Origin of the sequence: Methylobacterium ajmalii (assembly GCF_016613415.1) — a bacterium.
GTDB classification, from domain to species: domain Bacteria; phylum Pseudomonadota; class Alphaproteobacteria; order Rhizobiales; family Beijerinckiaceae; genus Methylobacterium; species Methylobacterium ajmalii.
The window spans coordinates 16,267-38,429 of record NZ_JACWCT010000081.1; the positions used below are offsets into that span (position 1 = coordinate 16,267).

At 72.3% G+C, this 22,163-nt stretch carries 23 protein-coding genes; 13 read left to right on the forward strand and 10 right to left on the reverse strand.

Annotation, left to right across the window (positions count from 1 at the left end):
* The first annotated feature begins 63 nt into the window (after positions 1 to 63).
* Both HPY23_RS15250 and HPY23_RS15255 read left to right on the forward strand, forming a co-directional pair.
* Complete coding sequence (locus HPY23_RS15250; protein WP_060848727.1) at positions 64 to 435, forward strand: hypothetical protein; 372 nt, start codon at positions 64 to 66, stop codon at positions 433 to 435.
* Between the two features lie 33 nt (positions 436 to 468).
* Complete coding sequence (locus HPY23_RS15255) at positions 469 to 1,161, forward strand: class I SAM-dependent methyltransferase (RefSeq protein ID WP_091884500.1); 693 nt, start codon at positions 469 to 471, stop codon at positions 1,159 to 1,161.
* 21 nt (positions 1,162 to 1,182) lie between these two features.
* On the opposite strand, the gene HPY23_RS15260 is transcribed toward HPY23_RS15255, so the two are convergent.
* A complete protein-coding gene (locus HPY23_RS15260; protein WP_091884504.1) occupies positions 1,183 to 1,665 on the reverse strand; it encodes a GNAT family N-acetyltransferase in 483 nt (160 codons plus the stop codon).
* A 136-nt stretch (positions 1,666 to 1,801) separates the two neighbouring features.
* Here HPY23_RS15260 and HPY23_RS15265 point away from each other — a divergent pair, with 136 nt between their 5' ends.
* Positions 1,802 to 3,109: a flavin monoamine oxidase family protein gene (locus HPY23_RS15265; RefSeq protein WP_091884508.1), complete on the forward strand. Its 1,308-nt coding sequence runs from the start codon at positions 1,802 to 1,804 to the stop codon at positions 3,107 to 3,109.
* Between the two features lie 25 nt (positions 3,110 to 3,134).
* Here the strand turns inward: HPY23_RS15265 and HPY23_RS15270 are convergent, their stop codons facing one another.
* The 4 genes from HPY23_RS15270 to HPY23_RS15285 form a co-directional block, all read right to left on the reverse strand.
* On the reverse strand, positions 3,135 to 3,500 hold the full coding sequence (locus tag HPY23_RS15270) for a hypothetical protein (RefSeq protein WP_060848723.1): 366 nt from the start codon (positions 3,498 to 3,500) through the stop codon (positions 3,135 to 3,137).
* Between the two features lie 81 nt (positions 3,501 to 3,581).
* Positions 3,582 to 3,863, reverse strand: a complete 282-nt coding sequence (locus HPY23_RS15275) for a hypothetical protein (RefSeq protein ID WP_244537521.1) — start codon at positions 3,861 to 3,863, stop codon at positions 3,582 to 3,584.
* A gap of 73 nt (positions 3,864 to 3,936) precedes the next feature.
* Complete coding sequence (locus tag HPY23_RS15280) at positions 3,937 to 5,055, reverse strand: S1C family serine protease (protein ID WP_060848722.1); 1,119 nt, start codon at positions 5,053 to 5,055, stop codon at positions 3,937 to 3,939.
* 8 nt (positions 5,056 to 5,063) lie between these two features.
* Positions 5,064 to 6,065, reverse strand: coding sequence for a DUF817 domain-containing protein (locus tag HPY23_RS15285; RefSeq protein ID WP_091884513.1), 1,002 nt, complete (start codon positions 6,063 to 6,065; stop codon positions 5,064 to 5,066).
* Positions 6,066 to 6,113: 48 nt separating this feature from the next.
* Between HPY23_RS15285 and HPY23_RS15290 the strand changes: the two genes are divergently transcribed.
* Positions 6,114 to 6,455 carry a hypothetical protein gene (locus HPY23_RS15290; protein WP_060848720.1) on the forward strand — a complete coding sequence of 114 codons (342 nt, stop codon included), beginning with the start codon at positions 6,114 to 6,116 and terminating at the stop codon, positions 6,453 to 6,455.
* Positions 6,456 to 6,721: 266 nt separating this feature from the next.
* Here the strand turns inward: HPY23_RS15290 and HPY23_RS15295 are convergent, their stop codons facing one another.
* On the reverse strand, positions 6,722 to 7,012 hold the full coding sequence (locus tag HPY23_RS15295) for a GIY-YIG nuclease family protein (protein ID WP_091884516.1): 291 nt from the start codon (positions 7,010 to 7,012) through the stop codon (positions 6,722 to 6,724).
* Between the two features lie 521 nt (positions 7,013 to 7,533).
* Between HPY23_RS15295 and scpA the strand changes: the two genes are divergently transcribed.
* Both scpA and HPY23_RS15305 read left to right on the forward strand, forming a co-directional pair.
* Positions 7,534 to 9,696 (forward strand): methylmalonyl-CoA mutase, encoded by a 2,163-nt coding sequence (scpA, locus tag HPY23_RS15300; RefSeq protein WP_060848718.1) that lies wholly within the window; start codon positions 7,534 to 7,536, stop codon positions 9,694 to 9,696.
* A gap of 79 nt (positions 9,697 to 9,775) precedes the next feature.
* Positions 9,776 to 11,653 (forward strand): M23 family metallopeptidase, encoded by a 1,878-nt coding sequence (locus tag HPY23_RS15305; RefSeq protein ID WP_091884519.1) that lies wholly within the window; start codon positions 9,776 to 9,778, stop codon positions 11,651 to 11,653.
* Positions 11,654 to 11,659: 6 nt separating this feature from the next.
* Here the strand turns inward: HPY23_RS15305 and HPY23_RS15310 are convergent, their stop codons facing one another.
* Complete coding sequence (locus HPY23_RS15310; protein WP_091884522.1) at positions 11,660 to 12,247, reverse strand: Uma2 family endonuclease; 588 nt, start codon at positions 12,245 to 12,247, stop codon at positions 11,660 to 11,662.
* A gap of 233 nt (positions 12,248 to 12,480) precedes the next feature.
* Between HPY23_RS15310 and HPY23_RS15315 the strand changes: the two genes are divergently transcribed.
* Genes HPY23_RS15315 through soxZ form a run of 7 tightly spaced genes read left to right on the forward strand, consistent with a single transcriptional unit; the run spans position 12,481 to position 17,877 of the window.
* Complete coding sequence (locus HPY23_RS15315) at positions 12,481 to 12,948, forward strand: (2Fe-2S)-binding protein (protein WP_091884523.1); 468 nt, start codon at positions 12,481 to 12,483, stop codon at positions 12,946 to 12,948.
* Between the two features lie 11 nt (positions 12,949 to 12,959).
* Positions 12,960 to 15,143, forward strand: a complete 2,184-nt coding sequence (locus tag HPY23_RS15320) for a xanthine dehydrogenase family protein molybdopterin-binding subunit (protein WP_091884526.1) — start codon at positions 12,960 to 12,962, stop codon at positions 15,141 to 15,143.
* Positions 15,140 to 15,406 carry a c-type cytochrome gene (locus HPY23_RS15325; RefSeq protein WP_091884530.1) on the forward strand — a complete coding sequence of 89 codons (267 nt, stop codon included), beginning with the start codon at positions 15,140 to 15,142 and terminating at the stop codon, positions 15,404 to 15,406. The genes HPY23_RS15320 and HPY23_RS15325 overlap by 4 nt, the downstream gene beginning before the upstream one ends.
* Positions 15,403 to 16,659 (forward strand): NAD(P)/FAD-dependent oxidoreductase, encoded by a 1,257-nt coding sequence (locus HPY23_RS15330; protein ID WP_091884533.1) that lies wholly within the window; start codon positions 15,403 to 15,405, stop codon positions 16,657 to 16,659. The genes HPY23_RS15325 and HPY23_RS15330 overlap by 4 nt, the downstream gene beginning before the upstream one ends.
* On the forward strand, positions 16,656 to 17,087 hold the full coding sequence (soxX, locus tag HPY23_RS15335; RefSeq protein WP_091884535.1) for a sulfur oxidation c-type cytochrome SoxX: 432 nt from the start codon (positions 16,656 to 16,658) through the stop codon (positions 17,085 to 17,087). Before HPY23_RS15330 ends, soxX begins: the two co-directional genes overlap by 4 nt.
* Entirely contained in the window at positions 17,084 to 17,554 is a 471-nt protein-coding gene (locus HPY23_RS15340) for a SoxY-related AACIE arm protein (RefSeq protein ID WP_060848710.1), read from the forward strand. Before soxX ends, HPY23_RS15340 begins: the two co-directional genes overlap by 4 nt.
* Positions 17,555 to 17,556: 2 nt before the next feature.
* Positions 17,557 to 17,877: a thiosulfate oxidation carrier complex protein SoxZ gene (soxZ, locus tag HPY23_RS15345; protein WP_091884538.1), complete on the forward strand. Its 321-nt coding sequence runs from the start codon at positions 17,557 to 17,559 to the stop codon at positions 17,875 to 17,877.
* Positions 17,878 to 17,935: 58 nt separating this feature from the next.
* On the opposite strand, the gene HPY23_RS15350 is transcribed toward soxZ, so the two are convergent.
* Genes HPY23_RS15350 through HPY23_RS15360 form a run of 3 tightly spaced genes read right to left on the reverse strand, consistent with a single transcriptional unit; the run spans position 17,936 to position 21,952 of the window.
* Positions 17,936 to 19,651 (reverse strand): AMP-binding protein, encoded by a 1,716-nt coding sequence (locus HPY23_RS15350; protein ID WP_167543945.1) that lies wholly within the window; start codon positions 19,649 to 19,651, stop codon positions 17,936 to 17,938.
* A 55-nt stretch (positions 19,652 to 19,706) separates the two neighbouring features.
* Positions 19,707 to 20,447 (reverse strand): hypothetical protein, encoded by a 741-nt coding sequence (locus HPY23_RS15355; RefSeq protein WP_244537522.1) that lies wholly within the window; start codon positions 20,445 to 20,447, stop codon positions 19,707 to 19,709.
* Positions 20,444 to 21,952: a leucyl aminopeptidase gene (locus tag HPY23_RS15360; RefSeq protein ID WP_091884540.1), complete on the reverse strand. Its 1,509-nt coding sequence runs from the start codon at positions 21,950 to 21,952 to the stop codon at positions 20,444 to 20,446. The genes HPY23_RS15355 and HPY23_RS15360 overlap by 4 nt, the downstream gene beginning before the upstream one ends.
* Positions 21,953 to 22,163 lie beyond the last annotated feature (211 nt).

Sequence of the window (22,163 nt, forward strand, 5' to 3'; positions counted from 1 at the left end):
GGGGCCTTCGAGCGACGACGATCCAACGATCGTCGCGGGGCCGCGAATTCGGGGGCCTGCCCAGTGATCGACCACGCCGCGACCGACAGCTTCTCGCGCCTGCACCGCACCTTCACCACCCATCTCGGCATCGCCGTGGGCCTGGCCTGGGTGACGACCCTCGCGGCCGCAATCCAGGCGCCGTGGGTGCGCAACATCCGGGCGCTGATGGACCCGATGGCGACCCGCGTCGAGAGCACTTGGTCGTTCCTGTTCGCGATGCCGGTGGTGCTGACGCTGGCCTGGCTCGGCGCGGTCTACGGCCGCGAGACCCTGCGCGAGCTGCGCGCGCTCCCCAACGACGCCGCCGAGTTCGCGCTCGCCGCCGTCGTTGCCTTCGCGGTGTTCTACCTCTCGATCGACCGGGCGATCTCGGTCCTGCTCATCGGCGGCTAAAACCCGCGTCGCGCCGGGAACGGGAGGATCGGCGTGGTCTCCTCCTGGCGCGAGTTCTGGGACCGCGACACCCCGATCTACGTCAGCGCCCGCCACAAGGCCCGGCACTATGCCGGGCTCGCGGACGAGATCGCCGCCATGGTGCCGCACCCGGGCGCCGTCGTCCTCGACCACGGTTGCGGCGAGGCTCTTTTCGCCGATCGGATCGCCGAGGCCTGCGGCCGGCTCCTTCTCTGCGACGCTTCCCCGCGCCGGCGCGACGCCCTGGCCCGACGCTTCGCCGGCTCACCCCGGATCGCCGTGCTGGCGCCCGAGGACGTCGCCGCCCTGCCCGCGGCGAGCCTCGACCTCGTGGTGGCGAACTCCCTGGCGCAGTACCTCACCGACGCGGAACTCGCCGCCTGCCTGCGCGACTGGCGCCGCGCGCTCAAGCCCGGCGGCCGCCTCGTCCTCGCCGACGTGATCCCGCCGCAGCTCGGCGCCGCCGCCGACGCGACCGCCCTCCTCGCCTTCGCGCGGCGCGAGGGGTTTTTGGCAGCGGCCCTGCTGGGCCTCGTCCGCACCGTCCTATCGGATTACCGGAGCTTGCGTCGGCGGCTCGGGCTCACGCGCTACGACGAGGCCGCGATGCTGGCCCGGCTGCACGAGGCCGGCTTCACCGCCGAACGGATGCCGCGGAATCTCGGGCACAACCAGGGGCGGATGGCCTTCACGGCGCGGGCGTGAGGGATCGAGGCCAGACCGCGCTCACAGCGCCTGGAACATCACCAACGCATCCACATCCCCGTGGATCGGGTGCCGGAACGCCAGAGGCAGACGCCCGACCGTCTCGAAGCCAAGTGAGTGCCACAGCCGCACCGCCCGCTCGTTGGTGCTGACGACGAAGTTGAACTGCATGCCGCGGTAGCCGCGGGCGCGGGCATGCCTGAGGGAATGCTCGGCCATCCGGCGGGCGATCCCGCGCCCCGTCGCGCCCGTCCGCGTCATGTACCCGCAATTGCAGACGTGGCGTCCGCCGCCGGCCTGGTTGGCCCGCATGTAGTAGGTGCCGACGACCTCGCCCGCCTCCTCAGCGACGAAGGTCTCCTTGTCCGGCCCCATCCAGTAGGCGAGGGCCTCCCCCTCGCCCATCTCCGGGTCGAGCGTGTAGGTCTCGCCGGCGCGGATCACCGGCGCGAGGATCGACCAGATGGCGGGGGCGTCGTCGGGGCGGGCGGGACGGATCGGCATGGCGCCGCTCATAGCGGCACGGGGCCGGACGCGGAAGCGCTGCGGCCCGGCCGGGCGGTATTTCGCCGCGAGAGGCTTGCCGGCGCTTCGGCCGCGCCGAGGTAAACTCTTACAGGAACGAACTCGGAGAACCGGGATGACGCTGTCGCGTCGCTCCCTCCTGGCCGGCGCGGCCGTGCTGGCCGCCTCCGCCAGGGCCCGCGCCGCCGCGGAGGTGGAGGTCGTGGTGATCGGTGCCGGTGCCGCCGGCCTCGCCGCGGCGGCGGCGATCCGCCGGAGCGGCCACGGCGTGGTGGTGCTGGAGGCGCGCGAGCGCATCGGCGGGCGCGCCTTCACCGAGACCGCCCTCGGCGCGGGGCGGAGCTTCGATGCCGGCGCGCAATACGTCCACTGGGCCGAGCGCAACCCCTGGCGGGAGATCGTCCGGGCGTCGGGCGTGCGCACGAGCGACGAGTCCACCGGGTCCTGGCCGGTGCTGGTCAAGGACGGCGTGCGCGCGAGCGAGGACGAGCGGCGGCGTCGCCGGGCCGGCTTCGGGCGGGTCAGCGGCCTCCTCGACCATCCGGCCGGGCCGGACCGCGCGGTGGCGCAGGCCGTGGCGGGCGAGGACGAGGCGGTGCGGGCCGCCGCGACCGGGCTCACCCGCCTCACCCTCGGCGAGGAGCCGGACCGCGTGTCGTCCGCGGATTACGACCAGCTCTGGTCCGGCGACGACATCTGGGTCGACGGGTACGGCGCCCTCGTCGCCCGCCACTATGCCGAGCTGCCGGTGCGCGTCGGCATGCCGGCGACGGGGATCGACTGGCGCGGCCCGGGCGTGGCGGTCGAGACGCCGGGCGGCACCCTGCGGGCGGCCTGCGCGATCGTCACCGTGCCGGTCGGCGTGCTGGCGGCGGGCAGCGTGCGCTTCACCCCGGACCTGCCGGCGTCGACCGCCGCGGCCGTGGCGGGGCTGGGGATGGGCGCCTACACCAAGATCGGCCTCGCCCTCGACCCGGCCAAGGCGAAGGATCTTCGCGACGCCGTGATCCTGACGAGCGGCACGCCGGGCTTCACCGCCTACCTGGAGATGCGGCCCTTCGACAGGCCGCTGGCGGTGCTGCATTGCGGCGGCGACGGCGCCCGCGCCCTGTGCGAGGCCGGCGAGCCGGCCGCGCTCGCAGCGGCGACAGACCATCTGACGAGCGTGTTCGGGGCCGAGATCCGGGGCGCCGTGTCGGGCGGGCGGCTCGCCGCGTGGTGGACCGATCCGTTCAGCCGGGGCAGCTACTCCGTCGCGCGGCCGGGCCGGCTTGCCGCCCGCGAGGCCCTGCAGGTCCCCCTCGCCGAGCGGGTGTTCTTCGCCGGCGAGGCCGCGGCGGGCGGGGGCGCCATGACGGTGGGCGGCGCGACGCTCGACGGGGAGCGGGCGGCCCGCGCGGTGCTGGCGCGGCTCGGGTCCTGACAGGTCGGGCTCGGGTCTGGACGGGTCAGTGCAGCGTCTGGCGCGGCCCCCCGGCCGGCCGGCGCTCCCAGGCCTGGACCAGGCTGCCGGAGACGCCGCCGTCGCACAAAAGCGTGCTGAGGTCGCAGAAGGCGCGCTCGCTCACCGCGAAGTCGGTCGCGGTCTCGAAGTCGTCGGGCTCGTCCTCGGTCGAGGCGGTGAACCGGTCGTAGGCGGCGGACATCTCCGCGAAGGCGAAGGCCACCGGCATGGTGCGAAACACCGTGACGCCCTCGGTCTCGACGTCGCCCGTATCGAGGTCGCGCATGCGCACGACGTAGCCGTCGGCGTGCTCGGCGATCTCGTAGCGCCAATGGCGGCCTTCGCAGGCCGCAAGGATCGTCGCGCCCATCACCCGCGCCCTCCGTCTCGGTCCAGGAGCGAATGCGGGGCGGCCCGGAGGGTTCCGGCGCGCCCGGGTCGCAGGGGCCGCCTACCGTGTGCGCGCCCCGAACTCGTAGGCCGCGCGACCGCTGACGCGCAGCGAGGTGCCGTTGCCGAGATCGATGAAACCCCGCGCGCCGCCGGCGCGCACGGCGTCGAGCGCCTCGCGGCATTCGGGCCGGTCGGGCAGGCGCACGCCGGGCGGCGCGTCCTGCGGGCACAGGCGCGCCGGGCGGGCGCCACGCTCGCCGGCCAGGGCGGGCTGCGCGAGGACGCCCGGGGCGATGACGAGGGCAGCCAGCACAAAGGCGGCGGGGAGACGTGCGGTCACGGGATCGAGGCTCGGCGACGGGTCGGCGCCAGGATAGCGCCCCGCCCCGCGCGAGGCGAGCGGGGACGGCCGCTCAGCGCCGGCCCCGCCCCATGTCGGCCGGGGTGACCGTGACGGTGATCGCGCGCCCGTCGCGCTCAACCTGGAGCGCGACGCCGCGGCCGACGCCGCTCGCTTCGAGGGCCGCGGTCAGGTCGGCAAGGCGCCGCACCGGGCGGCCGTTCACCCCCATGATGATGTCGCCGAGCTCCCCGCTCGACGAATCGACGCCCTGCAGGCCGGCCTGGGCGGCGGGCGAGCCCGGCAGCACCCGCACTACCACGATGCCGTCGATGCCGAGGCGCGCCGCCGCGTCCTCGCTCGCCGCCACGATGCCGATGCCCGGGCTCGGGGTACGGCCGGTGCGGATCAGGTTCGGCACCACGCGGTTGACCACGTCGACGGGAATCGCGAAGCCGATGCCGGCGCTGGCGCCCGAGGGCGAGAAAATCGCCGTGTTGACGCCGATCAGGCGTCCGGCGGAATCGAGCAGCGGCCCGCCGGAATTGCCCGGGTTGATCGCCGCGTCGGTCTGGATCACGCCCGAGAGCTCGCGGCCCTCCGCGGTCGGCAGCCGGCGCTGCAGGGCGCTGACCACGCCGGTCGTCAGGGTGTGGTCGAGGCCGAACGGGTTGCCGATCGCGTAGGTGAACTGCCCGACCTTGAGGTCGGCGGAGGTGCCGATGGCGATCGGCGGCGGCGCGGCGGTCACCCGGCCGAGCTTGAGCACCGCGAGGTCGTAGTTCGGATCGGTGCCGGCGAGCGTCGCGGGCACGACCTCGCCGGTCGACAGCCGCACCTGGATCTCGCCGCCGCCCTGGATGACGTGGTTGTTGGTCACGACGTGGCCGGCCGCGTCCCAGACGAAGCCCGACCCGGTCTGCTCGCCCCCGCCCTGCCGGCGCTCGCCGGTCTCGGGATCGAAGGAGATCATGCCCTGGCGCGGCTTGGCGAAGACGTAGACCACCGAGGGGGCGGCACGCTCGAACAGTGCCACGGTCGAGGCCTCAGCGGGGGCGAGGTCGCCCCGCGCCGTCACCGCCCGCGGCGCCTCGGCCGAGAACATGAGGCTCGTCACGTAGGGCTGCGCCACGAAGAGGGCGAGCAGCACCAGGGCCGCCGCGACGGCGATCCTCAGGAAGCGATCGGGCACCGGTTGTCTCACTCCGTAATGGACCTCGCCGGGGCGGGGCCTGCCCTAGGGCAAGTGGGCCGGGCCGGCACGGCGTCAATCGCCCTGCCGGCCGCGACGGGCCTGGGCCGGCTGACGACGGCGACCAGGGTGTAGGAAATGATCATCAGGAGGAACCACGAGCCGAATTTCTGCGGCGACACCGCGGCCCAGCCGGCGGCCTGGTGCGGGTAGATCCAGCCCCGCGTCGCCGTGCCGATATTCTCGGCAAACCAGATGAACAGCGTCACGAGGAGGAGGCCCAGCAGGAGCGGCATCCGCCGGTGGACCCGCCACACCTTGAAGTGGATCACCGCCGGGCCGAACAGGAGGGCGGCCGCCGCGAACAGGACGGGGCGCAGGTCGGCGACGACGTGCTGGGTGAAGAAGTTGGCGTAGATCGCCAGCGACAGGATCGCGAGCGTCCAGAGCGGCGGGTGGCGGGTGAAGCGGAAGTCGAACAGGCGCCAGACCCGGGCGAGGTAGGAGCCGACGCTGCCATACAGGAAGCCCGTGAAGAGCGGCACGCCGCCCAGGCGCAGGAGGCTCGGCTCGGGATAGATCCACGAGCCCATCCTGGTCTTGAACAGCTCCATGGCGGTGCCGACGACGTGGAAGACCAGGATGACCTTGGCCTCATCCCAGGTCTCGAGTCGGAAGGCCAGCATCGCGACCTGGATGGCGACCGCCGCGAGCGTCAGAAAATCGTAGCGGGCGAGCGGCGCGCCGGCCGGGTAGAGCAAGTGGGTGAGGATCAGGAGCCCGCACAGCGCCCCGCCGAACAGGCAGGCCCAGCCCTGCTTCACGCCGAAGCGCAGGAATTCGTAGACGCCCGCCGCCACCGGGCCGCGCGCCCGCGCCCATTCTCCCAGGCACGCATCCCGGGCGGACAGGCGCGCGAGCGGCGCCCAGAGCCGCGCCGCGCTGTCCGGTGCCCTTGCGTCACCGTCGAGTGGCGCCGGGACTGGAGGACCCGGCAAGGTTGCAGGCATGGGGCGGGGTCTCTAGGCTCGAGGCCTTCCCCATACGAAAGGTCCGGAATGCTCCGCAAGCCGTCGCTGTCCCATTGCCTCCTCGCCCTCCTTGCCCTCGCAGCGCCGCTCTCGCCGATCGTCCCCGCGAGCGCGACCGAAGCGTCTCCCCGCCAGAACCGGGCGGAGGCCTGCACCCGCGCCCGCAGCGACGGCGAGCGCCAGGCGCTCGGCTGCTGGCGGTTGCGGCACGAGGCGGGGCGCGGCCAGCGCATCCATGGCGGCGCGGCGGTCGCGGACTTCTACGCCACCGTCCCGGCGGAGCGGGAAGCCGCCGACGCGAAGGCCGACCAGCGGCGCCGGGACTGGGCCCGGGCACGGGCCCGCGAGAAGATGGGGGTGAGTGAGTGAGGTGTGCTGAGACACGCCGTGCGGAGTATTCCGCGTCGATGTCCCGTTGACGGACCGACGCTCTGACACCCTCCGCGTCATCCTGGGGCCGCGAAGCGGAACCCGGGATCCATGACCGCCGGCGATACTGGATGACGCGGAACCCTGTTCGTCTCATTTGGACAGGTTGGCGGTTATGGATCCCGGGTTCTCGCTTCGCGAGCCCCAGGATGACGTGGAAGGTGTGAGACGAGCCGTGGCTCGTCCGCCATGGTACCCGATCAATCTCAGAAGCCAGCCAACGTCGAATACAGATCGCTCCAGCCCGGATTGAAATCCTCGACCAACTTGAGCTTCCAGTCCCGGCGCCACCGCTTCAAGTCTTTCTCGCGTGCGATCGCCTCGTTGATGCTCTCGTAGGCCTCGTACCAGACCAGCCGCGCAACATCGTATCGTGCCGTGAAACCGTCTTGCGCCTTCGTCCGGTGCTCGTAGACCCGTCTGGCAAGGTTGTTCGTGACACCGATATACAGGGTCCCGTGACGCCGGCTCAACATCATGTAGACGAAATACGCCATTCTATCAGCCTTGCCGCGCGACGATCCGGGTTTCGGCAGGACCGTACGCGATCGACACTGACAGTGACATCCCTCTACGTCATCCTGGGTCCGCGAAGCGGAACCCGGGATCCATAACCGCTGACGATGCTGGATGAAGCGGAACCCTGGTCGCCTCGTTTGGATATGTTGGCGGTTATGGATCCCGGGCTCTCGCTTCGCGAGCCCCGGGATGACGTGGAACCAGGAAGACGTGGAGGGTGTAATGTCGTCCAGACACCGCACCAGCAACGTACTTCGAGGGTATGCTCGGTCCCCCTACGGAACCTTCATGAGCCCCCGAAACCACCTGGCTCCTGTTCCTCGCGCCAGTCGCCGTGCTGACGACGGCTTTCGCGGTGATCTGCGTGACGGGACGCCAGGATCGCACGCCAAACGCGCGCTGAGGCGCGTCGTCCCTCGACCTTCCGCCCATTGGCCGCGGGCGGACCCGCGCCTATAAGTCCCGGTCAAGGAACGCCAGCAACGAGAGCCGCAGGCCGATGACCCGCATCCCGGATTTCTCGGAAATCGCCTTCGCGCCGGCCGCGGCCGCGAGCGCCGCCGCGTCGGTCGCCGAGCCGTGGATGACGCCCGAGGGCATCCCGGTGAAGGCGGCGTACGGCCCGCAGGACCGGGAGGGCCTCGATCTCGCGGGCTCCTATCCGGGCATCGCGCCGTTCCTGCGCGGGCCCTATCCGACGATGTACGCGACCCAGCCGTGGACGATCCGGCAATATGCCGGCTTCTCCACGGCCGAGGATTCGAACGCCTTCTACCGCCGCAACCTGGCGGCCGGGCAGAAGGGCCTGTCGGTCGCCTTCGACCTCGCGACCCACCGCGGCTACGATTCCGATCATCCGCGGGTCTCGGGCGATGTCGGCATGGCGGGCGTCGCGATCGATTCGATCTACGACATGCGGACGCTCTTCTCGGGGATCCCCCTCGACGAGATGACCGTGTCGATGACGATGAACGGCGCGGTGCTGCCGGTGCTGGCGCTCTACATCGTCGCCGCCGAGGAGCAGGGCGTAGCCCCGGAAAAGCTCGCCGGCACGATCCAGAACGACATCCTCAAGGAGTTCATGGTCCGCAACACCTACATCTACCCGCCGGCCGGGTCGATGCGGATCATCTCGGACATCTTCGCCTACACCTCGGCCAACATGCCGAAGTTCAACTCGATCTCGATCTCCGGCTACCACATGCAGGAGGCAGGGGCGACGCAGGACCTCGAGCTCGCCTACACGCTCGCCGACGGCGTCGAGTACATCCGCGCCGGGCTGGCGGCGGGACTCGACATCGACAAGTTCGCCCCGCGCCTGTCGTTCTTCTGGGCGATCGGGATGAACTTCTTCATGGAGGTGGCCAAGATGCGGGCGGCACGCCTGCTCTGGGCCTCCCTGGTCAAGGACTTCTCGCCGAAATCCGACAAGTCGCTGGCTTTGCGCACCCACTCGCAGACGAGCGGCTGGTCGCTCACCGCCCAGGACGTGTTCAACAACGTCACCCGGACCTGCGTGGAGGCGATGGCGGCGACGCAAGGGGGCACCCAGTCGCTCCACACCAACGCGCTCGACGAGGCGCTGGCGCTGCCGACCGACTTCTCGGCCCGCATCGCCCGCAACACCCAGCTCTTCCTGCAGCAGGAGAGCGGCACCACCCGAATCATCGATCCGTGGGGCGGCTCCTACTACGTCGAGCGGCTGACCCAGGACCTCGTCGCCCGGGCCTCGGCCCATATCCGCGAGGTCGAAGCGTTAGGTGGCATGGCGAAGGCCATCGAGGCCGGCATCCCGAAGCTGCGCATCGAGGAGGCTGCGGCCCGCACCCAGGCGCGGATCGATTCGGGCCAGCAGGTCATCGTCGGCGTCAACCGTTTCAAGCCCGACGGCGACCGGGCGATCGACCTCCTGCGCGTCGACAACGGCAACGTCCGCACGCTCCAGATCGACAAGCTGAAGCGCCTGCGCGGCGAGCGCGACGCGCAGGCGGTCGAGGCGCGGCTCGCCGCGCTCACCGAGGCGGCCAAGGGCTCCGGCAACCTGCTCGCGCTCGCCGTCGAGGCGGCGCGGGCCAAGGCCACGGTCGGCGAGATCTCGGAGGCCCTGGAGCGGGCCTGGGGCCGGCACCGGGCCGAGATCCGGGCGATCTCGGGCGTCTACAAGCGGGAGATGGGCGGCATGTCGGCGGCGGTCGAGCGGGTGCGCGGGCTGGTCGAGGCCTTCGAGGAGTCGGACGGGCGCCGTCCCCGCATCCTCGTCGCCAAGATGGGCCAGGACGGGCACGATCGCGGCCAGAAGGTCATCGCGTCGGCCTTTGCCGATCTCGGCTTTGACGTCGATATCGGGCCGCTCTTCGCCACCCCCGAGGAGGCGGCGCGCCAGGCGGTGGAGAACGACGTCCACATCGTCGGCGTCTCGTCGCTCGCCGCCGGCCACCTGACGCTGGTGCCGGAACTCAAGCGCGCCCTCGACGAGGCGGGGCGCCCCGACGTGATGATCGTGGTCGGCGGCGTGATCCCGCCGGGCGACTTCGCGGCGCTCCGCCAGGCCGGCGCCTCGGCGATCTTCCCGCCCGGCACCGTGATCGCTGAAGCCGCGGCGGAGCTCATCGCCGAGCTGAACGGGCGGCTGGGCTACGCGCCCCGGGCGGCGGCCGAGTAGGGTCGCGGGCCGGGTCTCAAAACGGTCACGGTTTCGGCGCCAAGGGCGGGTCCCACCGCCAAGGCCCGATTCGTCCTCCGTGTTCGCCGACGCCCCTTCCCTCTCCGGTCCCGCCTCGCCCCCCCGCCAGGCGCTGAACCTGCGCTGGCTCGCCGGCAGCCTGCTCACCGCCGTCGCCGGCGCCGGCCTCATCGGCCTCGCCCTATCGCTCGCCTCCGTCGACGGCATCGTGCCGGTGCCGCCGGAGCGTGCGGTGCCGTCCCACGGCGACGGCGGCGCGGGCGACGCGGCCCGCAAGGGCGACCGGCTGGTGCGCGACGAGATGATCGTGGCGGCCAAGACCGCCTTCAAGGCGCCGATGAGCGAGCGCGCCGGCGAGCGCGAGGTGATCCGCGTCCACTCCTACGTACAGATCGCCACCGAGCTCCCCTTGCGCGCGCCCGACGTGCCGGTGCCGCCCTTCGATCCCCTGCGCGGCGCCCGGATCGAGGCGCCTCCGGCCCAGGAGGGCGATTCCGACCCGGCCGAGACCGCCGTGACCCTGGTGCGCAGCCCGCTCGCCGAGGCGCCGCTGGAGGCGGATGCCCCGGCCCTGTCGGACGCCGAGGTCGACGCGATGGTGGCCGAGACCCAGACCCTCGCCAACGGCGCGCTGCCGCCGGCCTTCCCGGCCGAGGGCCTGCTCTCCCGCGCCCTGCGGCCGGCGGCCGTCCCGGACGAGGCCGGGCCGGAGGCGCGGTTCCGCAACATCGAGGTGCGGATCCTGCCCGAGAACCTAACCGAGATCGCCGAGACGGCGACCGCGGGCGAGGAGGCCGGCCGTCGCCTGTTCGAGGAGCGCGACCTGGTGCTGGCCAAGGACCAGAGCCTCGCCGACCTCCTCAAGCGCAACGGCGCCGGCCCGGCCCGGCTCGCCGCCCTGACGGCGGCCCTGAGCGAGCGGGCGCGGACCGATTTGTCCGAGGGTCAGCACGTCCGCCTCCTGATCGCGCCGGAGGGCGACCACGTGGCGAAGGCCGGGAACGGCGAGAGCCGCGGCATCGCCCGGGTCACCCTCTACGGCGAGGACGGCATCCAGGAGATCGTGGCGGCCAACGACCGCGGCGGCTTCGTCTCGGTGGCCCCGCCCCGGCCGGGCGCCGCGCAGGACGACGACGAGGAATCCGGCGTCACCCTGTACGAGAGCCTCTACGGCACCGCGCTCAAGAACGGCGTGCCGCGCCCGATCATCGAGGAGATGGTGATGGCGCTCGCCACCTCCACCGACCTCCAGCAGCGCACCGGCGCGGGCGACCGGGCCGAGCTGTTCTTCACCGAGGACGAGGATGCCCGGCCCGAGCTGCTCTACGTGGGCCTGCGCGTCCACGACGAGATCTACGGCCTGTACCGCTACCGGGTGCCGGGCACGTCCGAGGTCGACTACCTCGACCCGAACGGCCGCTCGAGCCAGAAATTCCTGATGCGCCGGCCGGTCGCCGAGGGGCGGATCTCCTCGCCCTTCGGCCTGCGCCTGCACCCGATCCTCGGTTATTCGCGGCCCCATAACGGCGTCGACTGGGCGGCGACCCGCGGCACCCCGATCATGGCGACCGGCGACGGCACCATCGTGTCGGCCGGGGCCCGGTCGGGCTACGGCAACCGGGTCGAGATCCAGCACGCCAACGGCTACACCACCGCCTACAACCACATGGCCCGGATCGCCCGCGGCATCGCCCCCGGCGCCCGGGTGCGCCTCGGCCAGGTGATCGGCGCGGTCGGCACCACCGGCCTCTCGACCGGCCCGCACGTCCATTACGAGGTCGCGATCAACGGCCGTTTCGTCGACCCGATGAAGATCCGCCTGCCGAGCGCCCGCGAGCTGACCGGCCCGAGCCTCGCCGCCTTCCGCCAGGCCGAGGAGCAGATCGACGCCCTGCGCCAGAAGCACGGCGGCAAGACGGTGGCGGAGCGGACGTGAGGCGCGTCAGCCGAGTGCCGCGAGCGGCACGCTGAGCGCCGCGAGCCCGTCCGCCCGCGGCTGCAGGATCGCGTCCCGGGGCAGCTCCGCCACGTCCCGGTAGCCCCCTGACGCCGGTTCGCGATGGACGCTCGCCGTCCGCTCCTGCGCGTCGATCACCCAGTATTCCCGCACCCCGTGCCGCGCGTAGAGCGCCGCCTTGCGGCCCCGATCGTAGGCGAGGCTGGAGGCCGCCACCTCGATCACCAGCAGGATCTCGGAACCCGGGATGGTGCAGAACCCCTCGGGCGAGGCGCTGAGGGCGCTCATCGGCGCGAGCAGAAGATCCGGCTCCAGCAGCAGGTTCGGCCGAAGCTGGAGCGTGCTTTCGATGCCGAGATAGATCGTGTCCGGGAGCGCCGGGACGAGACGGCGCACCAGCGCGTTCTTCACGACGTCATGCGCGAAGCCCTTCGCCGCCATCTCGACCAGCTCGCCGTCCAGGAGTTCGATCCGCTCGTCCTCGCGCAGGATCCCGGATTCCAGCATCAGCCGCAGGTCGCCGGCCGTGAAGCGGCGGGGGAGCGGGCTGTCGGGCGTGACGTGGAGGGTCAAACGCTGCTCGCGGCGTGAAACGATCCTGCCACACTATCAGGCCCGGCCCGCGAAGGCACGCGATCCACGGTTGACCGCACCCCGCTCGCGCATCCGTCAATTGACAGACACAGCCGGCCGCCGCGAAGTTGTTATCGCTAAAAGGTGCGAGACAACGCCCCCGGCTGCGCCCCACGCGGCTGCCCTCTCCCCACGGCGTCGCTCGGCGCCGGACAACCCGAACGGAAGCGCCCATGATACGCCTGACCGTGAACGGCTCCGTGCGCGAGGTCGAGGCCGAGCCCGACACGCCGCTACTCTGGGTGATCCGCGAGCAGGTCGGTCTCACCGGCACCAAGTACGGCTGCGGCATCGCGCAGTGCGGCGCCTGCACGGTCCATATCGACGGGCAGGCGGTGCGGTCCTGCTCGCTGCCGGTCTCCGGCGTCGAGCCGGGACAGAAGATCGTCACCATCGAGGGCTTGAGCCCCGATCGTTCACATCCGGTGCAGAAGGCCTGGGCCGCGCTCGACGTACCGCAATGCGGCTTCTGCCAGTCGGGCATGATCATGGCGGCCGCCGCCCTGCTGGCGCAGAACCGTAAGCCCAGCGAGGCCGAGATCCGCCAGGAGATCACCAATATCTGTCGCTGCGGCACCTACAGCCGGGTGCTCGCCGGCATCACCCTCGCCGCCGAGGGCGGCGAGACCGGCCGCGGCTGAGGGAGGCATTGATGACCGACACCGCCTTCCCCGCCCTGTCCCGCCGCTTCTTCCTCGCCGGCTCCGCCGCCGCGGCCGGCGGCCTCGCGCTCGGCTTCGACCTGCCCGGCGCCGCCGCGGCACCCGATACCGCCACCCCGGAGATCAACGCCTGGGTGGTGGTGCGCCCGGACGAGACCGTGGTGATCCGCATCGCCCGCTCGGAAATGGGCCAGGGCACGCTCACCGGCCTCGCCCAGTTGGTGGCCGAAGAGCTCGGCTGCGACTGGGCCCGCGTCACCACCGAATACCCGACCCCGGGCCAGAACCTCGCCCGCAACCGCGCCTGGGGCGATTTCTCCACCGGCGGCAGCCGCGGCATCCGCGAATCCTACGTCGCCGTGCGCCAGGGGGGCGCGGCCGCCCGCACCATGCTGGTCGCGGCCGCCGCCGCGGAGTGGAAGGTTTCGCCCGGCGAGTGTCGGGTCGAGAAGGGCGTGATCCACCATCCGGCGTCCGGCCGCTCCACCACCTTCGGCAAGGTGGCGGCCGCCGCCGGACGGATGGAGGTGCCCAAGGACGTGCCGCTCAAGGACCCGAAGGACTGGACCATCGCCGGCCACCCGGTGAAGCGCCTCGACACGCTGGAGAAGACCGACGGCTCGCAGGTCTACGGCATCGATCTCAAGCTGCCGGACATGCTCAACGCCGCGATCCGCGACTGCCCAGTCGTCGGCGGCACGGTGAAGAGCGTCGACGCCGCGGCGGTCGAAAAGATGCCCGGCGTGCGCAAGGTCGTGCGGGTCGGCGACAGCGCGGTGGCGGTAGTGGCCGACACGTTCTGGCGCGCCAAGCAGGCCGTCGAGGCGCTCCAGATCGTCTGGGACGAGGGCCCGAACGCCAAGGTGTCGAGCGAGACGATCGCCGAGACGCTGAAGGAGGGGCTCGATGCCTCCGAGGCCTTCGTCGGCAACAAGGCCGGCGACGCGGGCGCCGCGCTGAAGGGCGCGGCCAAGGTGGTCGAGGCGACCTACGCCTACCCGTTCCAGAACCACGCCACGATGGAGCCGATGAACGCCACGGCGCGCTGGACGCCGGAACGCTGCGAGGTCTGGACCCCGACCCAGAACGGCGAGGCCGCGCTCGCCGCGACGGCCGAGGCGGCCGGCCTCTCGGCGCGGCAATGCGACGTCACCAAGATCCATCTCGGCGGCGGCTTCGGCCGGCGCGGCGCCACCCACGACTGGGTGCGACAGGCGGTCCTGATCGCGAAGGAACTCCCCGGGACCCCGGTCAAGCTGATCTGGACCCGCGAGGAGGACATGACCCACGGCCGCTACCACCCGGTCACCCAATGCCGGATGCGCGCGGCGCTGGACGAATCCGGCAACCTCACCGGCCTGCACATGCGGATCTCCGGCCAGTCGATCCTGGCCGGGATCATCCCGGGGCGGCTGGCGCCGGACGGCAAGGACCCGGTGGTGTTCCAGGGGCTCAACCCGGGCGGGGCGGAGGCCGCGATCGGCTACACGATCCCGAACCTCCTCATCGACCACGCGATGCGCAACCCGCCGATCATCCCGGGCTTCTGGCGCGGGGTGAACACCAACCCGAACGCGATCTACCTCGAATGCTTCCTCGACGAGGTGGCGCACGCGGCAGGAAAGGACCCGCTCGCCTTCCGGCGCAAGCTGATGGAGAAGCACCCCAAGCACCTCGCCGTGCTGAACGCGGTGGCCGAGCGGATCGGCTGGGACACCAAGCCGGCCGCGGGCGTGCACCGGGGCCTCGCCCAGATCATGGGCTTCGGCAGCTACGTGGCCGCCGCCGCGGAGGTCTCGGTCGCCGACGACGGCAAGATCAAGGTCCACCGCATCGTCGCCGCCACCGATCCGGGCGTGGCGATCAACCCGCAGCAGATCGAGGCGCAGGTCGCCGGCTCCTTCGTGTACGGCCTGTCGGCGGCGCTCTACGGCGAGTGCACGGTGAAGGACGGGCGGATCGAGCAGACCAACTTCGATTCCTATCCCGTCCTGCGCCTCGACGAGATGCCGAAGGTCGAGGCGATCCTGATGCCGTCCGGCGGCTTCATCGGCGGCGTCGGCGAGCCGACGATCGCGGTGGCGGCCCCCGCCGTGCTCAACGCGGTCTTCGCCGCCACCGGCAAGCGGGTGCGCCAGATCCCGGCGCGCCACACGGACCTGAAGCGCGCGTGAGGGCCTCGCTCCTCCTCGTCCTTCTCGCCACCACCCCGGCGGCGGCCTCGCCGCCGGGCGCCTCGTCCTGTTCGGGCTGCCACGGCGCCCCCGGCGGGGCGGTGCCGAGCCTTGCCGGCCACTCGGCCGAGGACATCGCGGCGTCGCTTTCCGCCTTCCGGTCGGGCGCCCGCCCGGCCACGGTGATGAACCGCATCGCCAAGGGCTTTTCCGACGACGAGAGCCGGGCGATCGCCGCCTGGATCGCGGGAGGCGGCCAGTGACGAAACTCGGCCGTCGCGCGGTGCTGGCGGGGCTCGCCGCCGCCGCCCTGCCCCGTCCCGCCCTGGCGCAGGGCGCGCGCGGGCGCGTCGTCGTGGTCGGCGGCGGCTTCGGCGGCGCCACCGCGGCGCGGGTCCTGCACCGGGCCGGCCACGCCGTCACGCTCATCGAGCCGGCGGAGACCTACTGGGCCTGCCCGTTCAGCAACGAGGTGATCGCGGGCCTGCGGCCGATGTCGGCGCAGGCCTTCGGCTACGACGCCTTGCGGGCGAGCGGGGTGACGCTCGCCCGCACCAGCGCCGAGGCGATCGACGGGGCGGCGCGCCGGGTCCGGCTCGCCGACGGCACCAGCCTCGATTACGATCGGCTGATCCTCTCGCCCGGCATCGCGCTCCGCTTCGACGCGCTATCGGGCTACGACGCGGCCGCCGCCGAGGTGATGCCGCATGCCTGGAAGGCGGGCGCGCAGACCGAATTGCTGGCCCGAAAGCTCGCCGCGATGCCCGAGAACGGCACGGTGGTGCTGGCGGTGCCGGGCAACCCCTATCGCTGCCCGCCCGGGCCCTACGAGCGGGCGAGCCTGATCGCCCACTACCTCAAGACCCGCAAACCGCGCGCCAAGCTGATCGTGCTCGACGCCAAGGACACCTTTTCGAAGCAGAAGCTGTTTCAGCAGGCCTGGGCGGCGCTCTATCCGGGCATCCTGGACTACGTGCCGCTCGCCGCCGGAGGACAGGTCTCCTCGGTCGACGTGAAGGCGATGACGGTCGCCACCGACTTCGAGACGTACAAGGCCGACGTCGCCTGCATCATCCCGCCCCAGCGGGCAGCCCCCATCGCGAGCGCGGCCGGCGTCGCCGACCGCTCGGGCTGGTGCCCGATCGACCCCGTCACCTTCGAATCGCGGCTGGTGGCGGGCATCCACGTCGTCGGCGACGCCGCCATCGCCGGGGCGATGCCGAAATCCGCCTTCGCGGCGAACGCGCAGGCCAAGGTCTGCGCCGAGGCGGTGATCGATCTTCTGGCCGGGCGGACGCCGGAGCCGCCGAAGCTGATCAACACCTGCTACAGCCTGGTCGCGCCCGGCTACGGCATCTCGGTCGCCGGGGTCTACCATCCGGCGAACGGCGTGCTGGCTGACGTCGAGGGCGCCGGGGGCACCAGCCCGGTCGACGCGCCGGACGCCGTGCGCGAGAAGGAGGCGGTCTACGCCGAGGAGTGGTACCGCACCATCACCGCCGCGGTGTTCGGGTGAGGCGGGGGCTGGCCGTGCTCCTCGCCCTGTCCCAGACGGCGCTCGCGCCCGCGACCATCGTCGGCGACGCGATCCCCGACCCGCTCGGGGGCCGCACCGGCGACGCCGCGCGCGGGCGGGCCATCGCCACCGACACCCGCAAGGGCCTGTGCCCGCTCTGCCATACCGGCCTCGGCGGCACGGCGCCGGCCGGCGATCTCGGGCCCGATCTCGCGGAGGTCGGCGCGCGGCTCTCCGAAGGCCAGTTGCGGCTGCGTCTCGTCGACGGACGCGTCTTGAACCCCGCGACCCTGATGCCCTCCTATTACCGGACCGACGGCATTCGGGTCGCGGCCGCGTGGCGCGACCGGCCGGTGCTGGAGGCGGGCGAGATCGAGGACGTGATCGCCTACCTCGTCACCCTGAAGGGAGGATCCGCGACGCCATGACGGCCGTGCTCGACCGCCGCACGATCCTCGCCGGGGGCGCCGGCCTGCTCACCGTTGCGCTGGTGCGCCCTGGCAAAGCCGCGATCATCCGGCCGACCCGGGAGGCGACCGTGGAGGCGATCCGCCGCTTCACCGGAGGCGCGGCGATCCGGACCGGGCGGATCCACCTCGACATGCCGCCGCTGGTCGAGAACGGCAACACCGTGCCGCTCGCCGTCACCGTCGAGAGCCCGATGAGCGAGACCGACTTCGTCCACCGCATCGCGGTGTTCAACGACAAGAACCCGCAGCCGCACGTCGTCACGCTGCATCTGGGACCGCGCGCCGGCCGCGCCGCGGTCAATACCCGGATTCGCCTGGCCGATTCCCAGACCATCACGGCCATCGCCGAGATGCGGGACGGCACCTACTGGTCGGCCACCGCGGACGCGATCGTGACGCTGGCGGCCTGCGTGGAAGGATCGTGACGATGGCCCGCGCCCTCATCAACCTGCCGAAGACCGCCGGGGCCGGCGCGGTGATCGAGATCAAGACCCTGATCTCGCACCCGATGGAGACCGGCTACCGCCCCGGCCCGGACGGCCGCCTGATCCCGCGCAACATCATCACGGAGTTCGTCTGTACCTACGACGGCGACGAAGTGTTTCGCGCCGAGCTGTCCCCGGCGAGCGCGGCGAACCCCTACCTGACCTTCACCACCGTGGCGACGAAGACCGGCACGCTGCGCTTCACCTGGACGGGGGACAACGGGTTCTCGCAGACCGAAGAGATGCCGATCACGGTGACGTAAGAGGGCGCGACGCCGACCCCTCCCCCGCAGCGGGGGAAGGAGGGCTCGGAGGGCCGCGCTACCCCACCGCCTCCCCGTCCCGCAGGGCGCGCCGCAGCACCTTGCCGACATTGGTCTTCGGCAGGCTGTCGCGGAAGACGAAGCGGCGGGGCACCTTGTAGGCGGTCAGGCTCTCGCGGGCGTGGAGGCGCAGGGCCTCCGCCGTCAGGTCGGGATCGCGGCGTACCACGTGGGCGACGACGCTCTCGCCGGTCTCGGCCGAGGGCTCGCCCACCACCGCCACCTCGACCACGCCCGGATGGGCGGCGAGCACGTCCTCGACCTCGTTCGGATAGACGTTGAATCCGGAGACCAGGATCATGTCCTTCATCCGGTCGACGATGCGGACCTGCCCGTCGGGCTCGATCAGGGCGACGTCGCCGGTGCGGAAGAAGCCGTCCGGGGTCATCGCCCGGGCGGTCTCGTCGGACCGGCCCCAGTAGCCGGCCATCACCTGCGGCCCGCGCACGCAGAGCTCGCCGGGCTGGCCGACCGGCAGGGTGGTGCCGGCGGCGTCACGGATGCAGACCTCCGTCGAGGGCACCGGGTAGCCGATCGTGCCCGACCAGTCGTGCAGGGCCGGCGGGTTGATCGAGACCACCGGCGAGGTCTCCGACAGGCCGTAGCCCTCGATCACCGGCTTGCCGGTCGTCGTCTTCCAGCGCCGGGCCACCGGCGCCTGCATCGCCATGCCGCCCGCGATCGAATATTCGAGCCGCGACCAGTCGACCTTGTCGATGTCGGGGTGGTTGAGCAGGGCGTTGAACAGGGTGTTGACGCCCGACAGGTTGGTGAAGCGGCTCTTGCGCAGGAGCGTCACGAAGCCCGGGATGTCGCGCGGGTTCGGCACCAGCAGGCAGCAGGCGCCGAGCCGCATCATGAAGAAGCAGCAGCAGGTCAGCGCGAAGATGTGGTAGAGCGGCAGCGCCGTGACCATGACCCGGCCCGGACCCTCGTCGTCGCGCATGCCGAACCACACCCGGCTCTGCTCGACGTTGGCGGCGACGTTGCGGTGCGTGAGCATCGCCCCCTTCGACACGCCGGTCGTGCCGCCGGTATATTGCAGGAAGGCGAGGTCGTCGGGCCCGACCGCGACCGGCCGGAAGCTCGCCTTGCGACCGGTGGCGAGCACCGCCTTGAAGGCCGTGCGGCGCGAGGCCGGCAGCTCGAAGGGCGGCACCGCCTTCTTGACGTGGCGCGCCACCAGCGTGACGAGCGCCCCCTTCAGCCCGAGCCCGTCGCCGGCGCCCGCCACCACCACCCGCTCCAGACCGGGCAGCTCCGGCAGCGCCTCGGCGACGGTGTGGCAGAAGTTCTCCAGGACGAAGAGCACCCGCGCGCCGGCATCGCGCAGCTGGTGGGTCAGTTCGCGCGGGGTGTAGAGTGGGTTGACGTTGACGACCGTGGCGCCGGCGAGGAGCGCGCCGACGAGCGCGACCGGGAAGGCCGGCACGTTCGGCATCATGATGGCGACCCGGTCGCCCTTGCCGATGCCTTGCGCCTGCAGCCAGGCCGCCACCGCCGCGCCCTCGCGCCGCAGGGCGGCATAGGTCAGGGAGGCGCCGAAGCAGGTAACCGCCGGGCGGTCGGCGAAACGCTGCGCGCTGGTCTCGATCAGCTCGACCAGGGTGCCGAGACGGTCGGCCTCGATCTCCGCCGGGACGCCGGCCGGATAGGCGGCGAGCCAGGGCCGCGGCGGGGTGTTCGGTTCCATCGCGCTCGGCCCCTTGCCCATGAACTCCACCCTCCCCGATGCCGGATGCCTCGACGGGCCCCGGCTTGGCTCCGGGTTAGCGCCTCCCCGGGGTCGTTTCAACCGAGCGCCGGGTTCCGGCCGACCCCGGGGCGAGCACGCTCAGGGCGGCGTGGGGCAGGAACGCCGCCAGGACGAGGCCCAGCGCCAGCGGTGCCTGCCCCCCGAGCGGCAGGCGCGGGAAACCCGACAGGCCGAGATCCCGGGCCGAAGCCAGCAGCCACAGGGCCCAGGCGAAGGCGAGGACGCGCAGGGCTCCCCGTCCGAGGGCGCGAAGCCGGGTGCCGCGCCGCGGCAGGCCGCGGGCGACGAGCGCGGCGACGGCCAGCGCGCTGCCGAGCACGATCGCGGCAACCGCGGCCCCGAGGATGTGGGACACGGTCATCGTCTGGCCCGACAGGAAGGCGACGCCGCCGACAGAGAAACCGGCCCGCAGCACCAGCCCGCCATAGGTCGGGTGGAGCGACAGGCCGAGGACCAGGACGAGGCCGAGGAGCGCGCCGAGCCAGCCGCGCCACCCTGGCGCAGCGACGGGCAGCAGCGCGACCCGCGCCGCGCCGTACGCGACGGCGGAAAAGAACAGCGGGTAGCGGTCGGCGAAGAAGCCGTAGGCCCATTGGCCGAACCCCGCCGCGTCGAGGCCGCGTTGTGTCACTCCCGCGGCGGCGGCGAGCGCCACCGCCGCCAGGGCTGCGGCGAGCGGGACGAGCGCCACGAAGCGCCCGCCGCCGGAGGTCGCGGGAGCGGTGCCCGGAAGGGCACCGGAGGCGGTGCTCACGCCTCGTAGTGGTCGCGCACGAGCCGGTCGAGCAGGCGCACGCCCCAGCCCGAGCCCCAGGAGCGGTTGATCTCGGAGGCCGGCGAGCCCATCCCGACGCCGGCGATGTCGAGATGGATCCACGGCACGTCGTTGACGTAGCGCTTGAGGAACTGCGCTGCCGTGGCCGAGCCGCCGTGGCGGCCGCCGGTGTTCTTCATGTCGGCGAACTTCGACTCGATCAGCTTGTCGAAGCCCGGCGCCAGCGGCATCCGCCACACCTTCTCGCCGGTGGCCTCGCCGGCCGCCGAGAGGCGCTGGGCCAGCTCGTCGTTGTTGGAGAACATGCCGGCGAATTCCTGGCCGAGCGCCACCAGGATCGCGCCGGTCAGGGTCGCGAGGTCGACCATGAAGCGGGGCTTGTAGGTCTGCTGGACGTGCCAGAGCACGTCGGCGAGCACCAGGCGCCCTTCCGCGTCGGTGTTGATGATCTCGATCGTCTGGCCCGACATCGAGGTGACGATGTCGCCCGGGCGCTGCGCCTTGCCGTCGGGCATGTTCTCGACGAGGCCGATGGCGCCGAGCGCGTTCACCTTGGCCTTGCGGCTGGCGAGCGCGTGCATCAGGCCGACCACGCAGGCGGCGCCCGCCATGTCGCCCTTCATGTCCTCCATGCCGCCGCTCCCCTTGATGGAGATGCCGCCGGAATCGAAGGTCACGCCCTTGCCGATGAAGGCCACCGGCGCCTCGTCGGCGTCCTCGGCCCCGTTCCAGCGCATGATGACGACCCGGGCCTCCTTGGCCGAGCCCTGCGCGACCGCGAGCAGCGCCCGCATGCCGAGCTTCTTCATGTCCTTCTCGTCGAGGATCTCGATCTCGACGCCGAGCTTCTCCAGCGCCTCGGCGCGGCGGGCGAACTCTTCCGGGTCGAGGACGTTCGGCGGCTCGTTGACGAGCTCGCGGGCGAGGATCACGCCCTCGGCCAGCCCCTCGGCCCCGCGCAACGCCTTCTTGAGACCCGCATTCTCCGGCACCAGCAGGGTCAGGCGCCCGGCCCCGCCGGCCTCCTCGCCCTCGGGCGTCTTCTTGCTCTTGTAGCGGTCGAACTTGTAGGTGCGCAGGCGCGCGCCCAGCGAGAACGCCGCGACCTCGTCCGAGCCCGGGGCGGTGCCGGGCCATTCGAGCACCACCGAGGCCGAACGGCTGCCGATCTTGCCCGCCGTGAAGCCGCCGAGGGTCGCCCAGTCGCGGGCGGCCTGCTCCTCGCTGCCGGTGCCGACCACCACCAGGCGCTCGGCCGACAGGCCGGCCGGGGCGGCGATCACGAGGGCGCTCGCGGCCTTGCCCTTGAAGCGCTCGGCGGCGGCGGCCCGCGCCACGAGGTCGGCGGCTCCGGGACCGGCGATCTCGGCCGCCCGCGGCGACAGGGCGAGGTCCTCGCCCACGAACAGCACGAGGTCGCCGCCGGCCCCGCCGGGCTTGGCCGTCGCGAGGGATTCGATCTCGATGCTGATGCCGTCCGCCATGGCGTTGCTTTCGTCCCGTCTTCTGGATCGCGCGCCTCTCGAGGGGCGCCGCGCCGGTCCTGTGTAGCGGGGGGACGCCCGCGAGCGCAACGCGGCCGGGTGTGGCGGGCCGACCGCGCCCGCCCGCAAAAGGCCGCACTTCGGGCGCTTGAGGGCAGCCGGTGCTTGTGCGGCCGGCGGGCGGCGCCTAACCAGCATCGACGCGGGAGGG

What these genes read in the sequence shown, in the direction of transcription:
- HPY23_RS15260 (WP_091884504.1), bottom strand. Translation starts at nt 1,665, where the DNA reads ATGCCGATCCGTCCCGCCCGCCCCGACGACGCCCCCGCCATCTGGTCG.
- HPY23_RS15265 (WP_091884508.1), top strand. Translation starts at nt 1,802, where the DNA reads ATGACGCTGTCGCGTCGCTCCCTCCTGGCCGGCGCGGCCGTGCTGGCC.
- HPY23_RS15270 (WP_060848723.1), bottom strand. Translation starts at nt 3,500, where the DNA reads ATGGGCGCGACGATCCTTGCGGCCTGCGAAGGCCGCCATTGGCGCTAC.
- HPY23_RS15285 (WP_091884513.1), bottom strand. Translation starts at nt 6,065, where the DNA reads ATGCCTGCAACCTTGCCGGGTCCTCCAGTCCCGGCGCCACTCGACGGT.
- HPY23_RS15290 (WP_060848720.1), top strand. Translation starts at nt 6,114, where the DNA reads ATGCTCCGCAAGCCGTCGCTGTCCCATTGCCTCCTCGCCCTCCTTGCC.
- HPY23_RS15295 (WP_091884516.1), bottom strand. Translation starts at nt 7,012, where the DNA reads ATGGCGTATTTCGTCTACATGATGTTGAGCCGGCGTCACGGGACCCTG.
- scpA (WP_060848718.1), top strand. Translation starts at nt 7,534, where the DNA reads ATGACCCGCATCCCGGATTTCTCGGAAATCGCCTTCGCGCCGGCCGCG.
- HPY23_RS15315 (WP_091884523.1), top strand. Translation starts at nt 12,481, where the DNA reads ATGATACGCCTGACCGTGAACGGCTCCGTGCGCGAGGTCGAGGCCGAG.
- HPY23_RS15320 (WP_091884526.1), top strand. Translation starts at nt 12,960, where the DNA reads ATGACCGACACCGCCTTCCCCGCCCTGTCCCGCCGCTTCTTCCTCGCC.
- HPY23_RS15340 (WP_060848710.1), top strand. Translation starts at nt 17,084, where the DNA reads ATGACGGCCGTGCTCGACCGCCGCACGATCCTCGCCGGGGGCGCCGGC.
- soxZ (WP_091884538.1), top strand. Translation starts at nt 17,557, where the DNA reads ATGGCCCGCGCCCTCATCAACCTGCCGAAGACCGCCGGGGCCGGCGCG.
- HPY23_RS15350 (WP_167543945.1), bottom strand. Translation starts at nt 19,651, where the DNA reads ATGGGCAAGGGGCCGAGCGCGATGGAACCGAACACCCCGCCGCGGCCC.
- HPY23_RS15360 (WP_091884540.1), bottom strand. Translation starts at nt 21,952, where the DNA reads ATGGCGGACGGCATCAGCATCGAGATCGAATCCCTCGCGACGGCCAAG.